The organism is uncultured Odoribacter sp., assembly GCF_937966165.1.
Lineage (GTDB): Bacteria > Bacteroidota > Bacteroidia > Bacteroidales > Marinifilaceae > Culturomica.
In genome coordinates, this window is sequence record NZ_CALCLB010000022.1 from 81513 (window position 1) to 89399 (window position 7887).

5 protein-coding genes and 1 pseudogene are annotated in these 7887 nt (G+C 38.3%); 2 read left to right on the forward strand and 4 right to left on the reverse strand.

From position 1 onward, the window contains the following. Window positions 1-430 precede the first annotated feature (430 nt). Window positions 431-2068: an LruC domain-containing protein gene (locus Q0465_RS10030; RefSeq protein WP_298615741.1), complete on the forward strand. Its 1638-nt coding sequence runs from the start codon at window positions 431-433 to the stop codon at window positions 2066-2068. A gap of 187 nt (window positions 2069-2255) precedes the next feature. Here Q0465_RS10030 and Q0465_RS10035 read toward each other — a convergent pair whose 3' ends face one another. After that, window positions 2256-3473, reverse strand: coding sequence for a M20 family metallopeptidase (locus tag Q0465_RS10035; protein WP_298615743.1), 1218 nt, complete (start codon window positions 3471-3473; stop codon window positions 2256-2258). Window positions 3474-3636: 163 nt separating this feature from the next. Next, window positions 3637-4447 (reverse strand): annotated as a pseudogene (locus Q0465_RS10040) (sigma-54-dependent transcriptional regulator). Window positions 4448-4645: 198 nt separating this feature from the next. Between Q0465_RS10040 and Q0465_RS10045 the strand changes: the two are divergent. Then, on the forward strand, window positions 4646-5353 hold the full coding sequence (locus Q0465_RS10045) for a zinc metallopeptidase (protein ID WP_298615745.1): 708 nt from the start codon (window positions 4646-4648) through the stop codon (window positions 5351-5353). Window positions 5354-5413: 60 nt separating this feature from the next. Here the strand turns inward: Q0465_RS10045 and metK are convergent, their stop codons facing one another. Both metK and Q0465_RS10055 read right to left on the reverse strand, forming a co-directional pair. Next, the gene (gene metK, locus Q0465_RS10050) at window positions 5414-6700 is read right to left on the reverse strand and encodes a methionine adenosyltransferase (RefSeq protein WP_298615747.1); all 1287 of its coding nucleotides are present in this window, start codon (window positions 6698-6700) and stop codon (window positions 5414-5416) included. A gap of 301 nt (window positions 6701-7001) precedes the next feature. Beyond that, window positions 7002-7604 carry a hypothetical protein gene (locus Q0465_RS10055; protein WP_298615749.1) on the reverse strand — a complete coding sequence of 201 codons (603 nt, stop codon included), beginning with the start codon at window positions 7602-7604 and terminating at the stop codon, window positions 7002-7004. Between the last annotated feature and the right edge of the window lie 283 nt (window positions 7605-7887).

Genomic DNA, 7887 nt, shown 5'->3' on the forward strand with positions numbered 1-7887 from the left:
TCGGGTCTGATTAATACATACAATAAATTCACACACTTGAATAAAAAACAATAACACAATGCTCCGGTTACACATAAAAAAATAAAAGATAAAATTTCCATAACTTTTGATTTAATAAATTTTCCTTTTCCTTCTTATACTAATACCATGCCTCAATTTATTATCTCATAGTAATATATTTAGAATGTTATTATTAGCATTTAAACTCTTCCGGTTTATAAAGCCCCACCCTTTCAAAATGAAAAAGTCAATTTTCAAAACAGTAAACGCTATTGATAAAATTCCGAAGCTGGTGAACCCAAACAAATTTTATCCGTAAAAAATTTATAATACATTATTTATTCTACTTTGCTCTCTAAAAAATTTTACAAAGAGAGAAAAGGACTATAATAATTATTTATACTTTTGTAGCATATTTAAATTAATAAAAATGAAACCATTTATTGTACTATTTATATGCCTTTTTATTTTCGGGGCATGCGTCGATCATAAAAATTTTTACAATGAAGATAACCTGTTGGAATACGCAAAATCTTTCAGTAACCGTAAAGATATTAAAGTAAATATCACTTCTCCTCAGGAAGGTTTGGTATATGCTGTTTACTATCAGTATCCTTACGAGGAAGGGAGCTTAATAAAGCAGCCCTGCCTGATTGGTAAAACGCCTATAAACACACTATTAGAAGTACCGAATGACGTCGATAAATTATACATTCTCGGAAACGGAAAAATGTATGAATCCGCTGTAAAAGACATCCTCATTGATGCAAACAGCAGGAGTTCGGATACTCAGAGTATCGATGAAAATGTATTGGCAGCCATCAATAGTTCCTATTTTCCGGAAGCGACCAATAATGTAAGGGGTGGAAATTTATACAAATGTACGGATTTAGTCATTGCAGAGACGGGAAGTACGGGGGATTTCAACGAAGCTGATGTATGGATGACATTTGTCGGGGATGGAGGCAGTCGACAGGGAGGACTTTACGGAAAAATTTGGTTTTATACGTATAACAGTGACAAACAAGGTTCTCTGGAAAAAGATGACTGTACATTTTACGGAATTGTAAACGGTCAAATTCAACCCATCCCTTACGCTGATATTGACAATAAAACACATCATATATTCTATACGAAAGATGAACTCAGTTCCGGAGGTATTTCTTCTTACAAGAGATACAAATTGGGACGATTTGAAAAAGGTTTAAGTATCGGTTTCGTTTATTACGGAAACAGTAAAATTCAATTTACCACTCCTCATCTCAATGAAAAAATTACCAATTTTACGCTTAAATATCTGGATGGTAAAGGAGAATTCAAGATAGAGAATCAATACATAGCAAATGGCTTTATCCGGCATATCCAGGAAGGCTCTTTTGAAGGAAACATCTTAGGTATGGAAAACAGAAGTGTTACTGAATCAAAATACGATGGGGACTACAACGATATGTTATGTCTTTTAGAAAGTAATCCGCTTGCAATCAATCCCAGTGAACCCATTGATCCTCCCGTGATAGATGAATATAAAACAATAACAGGTATTTATTTGTTTGAAGATAATTATCCGATACAAGGAGATTTTGACTTTAACGACGCCGTAATTGAATATAAAATTATTGATTATTATAAAACCTCCAATAAAGCCAAACAGGTTATTACTAAGCCTTTGGCAACAGGAGCTTTGTATGACAACGAATTCGGATTTAAAGTAGGAAGCAGTTATTCGCCTTTCCTGACAGGACTTAAAGGATATGAAAATGTAAGACCGGAACAGCAGTATACCGAATCGGATAAGACAACTAGTTATACATTGTATGGAGATATTAAACCATACCTGTATAATGGAACGAACTATATTTTCGACACCAATTATAATACAGGCACATATCCTTATGTACTGGAAATTCCGATCAGTGACCCGGAAAACCCCGCCTGGAAATTTCTTTGGTGTCTGGAAGGAAACAGCATAGACGACTGCTATTACTTTACCCATAGCGCCAACGGAGGCACCCGCAGCAATGACTGGTACAAGACGCCGAAAGATGCCACGAAAGTATTTCAACGTTAATAAAAACCAAAGAAAATATTTACTTCGAGAATAGAGGGATCAGCGAATACTGTTCCCTCTATTTTTTAACGGAAATCAGAAAAAGATCTGATTCAGAAATGTTTGTCAGACAGATTTTTTCCAGAAATTGTTTATTTTGTTGATTAACAGTGTCTTAATTTTGACAACTCGATTTATTCGGATAGTCTTATTTGGAATTTAAATAATCCAGAATAATTTGTACTTCTGTCCTCACTCCATTTTTCAAAGCACTTTCGTCCAGATTAAATGCCGGATTGTGATTAGCAACTCCATTTCCCACTCCCAGCACCATAAAACAGGTGGGAGCCACTTCCTGGTAATAGGAAAAATCTTCACTGGCAGGCATCCGGGGCACATCAGCGACATTATTTGCTCCGATAGCCTGAATGGCTGCTTTTTTGGCCAGGGCGCACAGGGCTGCATCATTCTGAACGGCAGGGTAACTGAAAACATAATTCAGATCATAAGTGGCGCCATACGCTTTTGTGATGTATTCAATTCTGTTTTTTATACAGTCGGCAACCAACTGACGGGTGGTATCTGTAACCGTACGTACGGTAGCTGCTAATTCTGCCGTCGGAGGAATAACATTGGGTGCATTGCCAGCCTGAAATTTTCCTACAGAAATAACAGCCATTTCTCCGGGTGTAACATTGCGGGAAATAATTGTCTGAAGGGACATCACGATATCAGCTCCAATAACAATAGGATCGATCCCCAACTGAGGCATGGATCCATGTGTTCCTTTTCCGTGAATGGTCAGGAAAAAGCCATCCGACGCTGTAGAGGCAGCTCCTACCGGAAGAATACCGATATGGCCTGCCGGAAAATTCGGAACCACATGAATTCCAAAAATAGCATCCACCCCTTTTAAGGCTCCCGATTTTATAATTCCCTGTGCACCTCCAGGCGCTTTTTCTTCCCCGGGCTGAAATATAAAATATACAGTACCCTGAATTTCATTTTTCATTTTCGAAAGTACCTCCGCTGTTCCCAGTAATAAAGCCGTATGAGCATCATGTCCGCAGGCATGGCTCACCCCGGGAACGACCGAAGCAAACGGCAGCCCTGTTTCTTCCTGTACAGGCAAAGCGTCCATATCAGCACGGAAAGCAACCGTTTTCCCCGGTCTCGTTCCTTTTAAGATACCTAAAACACTGGTGGGAGTCGGGTGAGAGATCTGAATATTTCCAAAACTTTTCAGAAGACTATCTACGTATGCCACCGTATTTTTTTCCTGAAAAGACAATTCCGGATGTTGATGAATATGCCGTCTCCATTCAATAACTTTCTTTTCAACTTCTCCAACATTTTTCTCTATATCCTGAGCATATCCGCTCCAAGAACCAATCAAAAATAAAACTGTAAAAATAATCTTAATCATACCGTTCCGTTTTAATTTAATAATTCGTCTAACTTTAGTTCTCCTTACGAAAAATAAAAGGATAAAGATTAAACAAAAACCACTTCTTTGCCATAATTAAGTTAAAATGGTTCGCAGCCCGGCAAAAATAAAAAATGCAGGAAAAAGCAGGTTTACCGCAAAATCACTCCAAATTTTTGAGTTTTATATTGTATTCTTCTATTTTCCGGTATAAGGTGGTGAGACTGATATGCATTAAACGAGCGGCTTCTGTCTTATTACCCGCCGTATATTGTAGTACTTTGAGAATATGTTTCTTTTCCATACCAGCTAACTCAAAATCCGAAAGAACAGGCTCCCCGCTCTGAATAGCCTGTGCATTTTGAATTTTAACGGGCAAGTCTGTCACCATTAACCGGTCGTTCTCTTAAAGGGGGCAAATGAATCTGAAATACCGACAAGCGGTAAAACAAATCTTCCCGGAAATGTCCTTCAGCTATCTCTTTTTGTAAATCCCGGTTCGTTGCCGCAATCACCACTGCTTCTTTCAAAATCCGGGAGCTACCTAAAATACTTTCGAAAGAACATTTTTTATCTCTATTTCCTTCAGAGAACTGCATTTCCTGGGCAGCCAGAGCTTTTCCCATAGCCTGGCTTAAAAGAGGAATAATTTTATTGTTGTCATCTCCTTTGGTAATATAATCAAAGGCTCCATTTTTTATAGCCTGTACCCCATCCGGAATATTCCCATGAGCCGTAAGCATTATAATCTCTACACAAGGCTTAACTTTTTTTATCTCCTTTACTAAATCCACTCCATTTCCGTCCGGTAAGCGGACATCACACAATACGACTGCCGGATCAGTGATCAGCAATTGTTTCATTCCTGATTTGCAGCTATCAGCCTGTACAACCTCATAGCCTTCCAAACCAATTATACGGGACAATAATCTCCTTAACTGATTTTCGTCATCTATAATCAAAACTTTTCCCATAATCTCCTGTTTACTTGCAAAAATAAAAATAACTCTCCGGAAAACAACTCTTTCTATTTTCTATTTGCGGAACAAGCATTTTGTCAGTAATTGTTAAATTATTCAAAAGCGATCTGTAATAACGACATTCATCGTATCTTTGAGGAAATTGGTACATTTTTTGCACCTTTACAACAAACAGTTTAATCAACTATAAATATGGAACACACAACATTGTTTGCAGGTAATATGTGGATCTGGATTATTTTTATTGGATTCACCCTGATTAGCTGGCTGATTAGTCAGCAACTTAAAAGCCGTTTTGTCAAATATTCAAAAATACCTACCGCCAACGGCATGAACGGAAAAGAGGTCGTAGAGAAAATGCTCCGGGACAACGGAATCACCGGAGTAAAAATCGGCAGTGTAGAAGGTCAGCTAACTGACCATTACAATCCTGTAGATAAAACCATAAATCTGAGTAAGGAAGTATATTATGGAAACAGTATAGCTGCAGCCGCTGTAGCAGCCCATGAATGCGGACATGCAGTCCAGCATGCAAAAGCCTACAGTATGCTCAAACTCCGTTCAGCCCTGGTGCCGGTAGTGAGCTTTGCCTCTCATTGGGTACAATGGATTTTATTGGCAGGCATATTGCTGGTCAATACATTTCCGCAATTACTGCTGGCAGGAATCATACTTTTCGCTGCTATGACTCTCTTTAGCTTTATTACTTTACCGGTAGAAATTGATGCCAGTCACCGGGCTTTGGCATGGCTGAGAAATTCAGGAATCACTACTTATGAAACACAGGCATATGCCTTCGATGCTCTGAAATGGGCAGCTTATACTTATGTAATTGCAGCCCTCTCTTCTTTAGCCACATTACTTTATTACATTATGATTTATTTGGGAAGAAGGAATTGATTTTATACCACTTAAAAAGAACGCTGCCAGTAGTTTCCGGCAGCGTTTTTTAGTATAAAATCATTTAAATGCCTGTTTAATTTCATCGATATAATCGAGCTTTTCCCAGGTAAAAAGTTCTACTTCTTTTTCCAAAGGCGGCCAATAACAGGAAGTAAAGACTTTTTTTACGATTTGAGGCGTACGTCCCATATGTCCATAGGTAGCCGTTTCCCGGTAAATCGGATTTCTCAACTTCAAACGTTCTTCGATTGCCTTGGGACGCAAATCAAAAATCTCTCCTACTTTCCGCGCGATCTCTGCATCCGGCAAATCCACTTTAGCAGTACCATACGTATTTATAAAAATACCGACAGGCCGGGCGACTCCGATAGCATAAGAAATCTGAATCAGAATTTCATCAGCAATTCCGGCAGCCACCATATTTTTAGCAATGTGCCGGGCCGCATAAGCGGCAGAACGGTCTACCTTTGAAGGATCTTTTCCCGAAAAAGCCCCTCCCCCATGAGCTCCTTTCCCTCCATACGTATCTACAATAATCTTCCGTCCCGTTAAACCCGTATCTCCGTGCGGACCTCCGATCACAAATTTTCCTGTAGGATTTACATACAGAATCAAATCCTTGTCAAACAAAGCTTGTACCCGCTTCGGCAACCGCGCTTTTACCCGGGGCAACAAAATATCTGTAATATCTTTTTTAATCCATTCCACCATAGCCTTATCGGCTTTTAACTGAGCCTCCTCCGTCTCATTGGCCGGACGGATAAAATCATCATGCTGAGTAGAAATCACAATCGTATGAATACGCTGAGGTTTTCCGTTATCTCCGTATTGCACGGTAACCTGCGATTTTGAATCCGGACGTAAATAATTCATCAATTGCCCCTCTTTCCGTACCTGCGCTAATTCGCTCAACAGGATATGCGCCAGTTCCAAAGAAAGAGGCATATAGTTATCCGTTTCATTACATGCATAGCCAAACATCATCCCTTGGTCTCCGGCTCCCTGCTCCATAGGATCATCCCGTACAACTCCCCGGTTAATGTCCGGCGACTGTTCGTGAATGGCACTGAATACGCCGCAACTATTTCCATCGAACATATACTCACTTTTAGTATAGCCGATCTCATTGATTACCTCCCGTGCAATCTGCTGCACATCTACATAAGTTTTTGTTTTAATCTCTCCCGCAATCACTGTTTGTCCGGTGGTAACCAAAGTTTCACAAGCCACCTTCGCATCCGGATCATAAGCGATAATCTTGTCTAAAATAGCATCGGAAATCTGATCTGCCACTTTATCCGGATGACCTTCCGATACTGACTCTGAAGTAAATAAATAGCCCATAATTTAATCCATTTGTTCATTGAAAACTGAAAAATATTCCCAATTCTCCAATTATAAATTAATAAAACAGGAAAGGCTATGGATGGTTGAATACACAAACTGTATGCGTTTTAGCAATTTTTTCCCGTGGTTGCAATCAGCCAAATCCTTCCACAATTAACGCCACAAAAGTACGACAATAAAAAGAAAAAAGTAAGAGAAATGAAAAAAGTCTTACACAATAATAAACAAGACGGGAAAAAGAAGACATAAAAAAAGCTGCCAAAATATTTCAGCAGCTTTTTATATTCACATAACTTTCTTACTTAGTCGGATCTGCTTTTTTAACATTTGACCAACCTACTAAAATCAGAATAAAAGCGATCAAATTTAAAATCGGAGTAACTACGGCTAAAATAACGGTTATCATTAAAATATAACCGATCAAATTTAATAAATAAGCTGTATAAAGACTGGAAACCCCACCTCTGGCACTTGCCGGGAAAGTTGTAGATTTCTTTAAGGCAGAAAAGGCTATTACACATAAAATACAACCTATAATATTTAAAATACCACTGATAATACTTCCTACAACAGTTCCTAAAAACGGCACAATAGAAAGAATAATGGAGACTCCGGCCCCGATAATTAATAAAATGGCAGCCGTTTTTACCTTAGAAACAGCAGCAGCATCCTGAGGTTCCAATATACTCTGAAACTGCCCCAATCCCATAATGTACAATACATATCCTAAAATTGTAGCTAAACCAGCCAATACTGCTATCCATAAGGCAGCCCCAAGACTTCCTGAAAAAGCAGCTATAGCAGCTACGATCCCTCCGACAATACCTGAAAGAGAAAATAATAATACACCATTAAAAACTTTGGCAGTAGAATTTTTCCATACATTAACATTCATTTCCATAATAATAAAGATTTAAGAGTAAGTATTCTATTTATATCTATAAATACACAAATGTGTGGGAAAGATAGGAATTTTTTTATAAAAAAAACTAATTTTAAGTAAGAAAATCCATCTTCTCTCCCGAGTATACTCTTTCATTTTTTTAACAAACTATGATTATCAAGACAAATTCCTTACCTTTGGCACAAAATCTAAACTATGGCGTGGGTATATAATATTGGTATTTTAATTTATACAACTGCAATCCGGCTCGCGGTTCCTTTCAATGAAAAAGAGGCTTTAT

Coding starts and splice junctions, on each gene's coding strand:
- Q0465_RS10030 (WP_298615741.1), top strand. CDS start 431: ATGAAACCATTTATTGTACTATTTATATGCCTTTTTATTTTCGGGGCA.
- Q0465_RS10035 (WP_298615743.1), bottom strand. CDS start 3,473: ATGATTAAGATTATTTTTACAGTTTTATTTTTGATTGGTTCTTGGAGC.
- Q0465_RS10045 (WP_298615745.1), top strand. CDS start 4,646: ATGGAACACACAACATTGTTTGCAGGTAATATGTGGATCTGGATTATT.
- metK (WP_298615747.1), bottom strand. CDS start 6,700: ATGGGCTATTTATTTACTTCAGAGTCAGTATCGGAAGGTCATCCGGAT.
- Q0465_RS10055 (WP_298615749.1), bottom strand. CDS start 7,604: ATGGAAATGAATGTTAATGTATGGAAAAATTCTACTGCCAAAGTTTTT.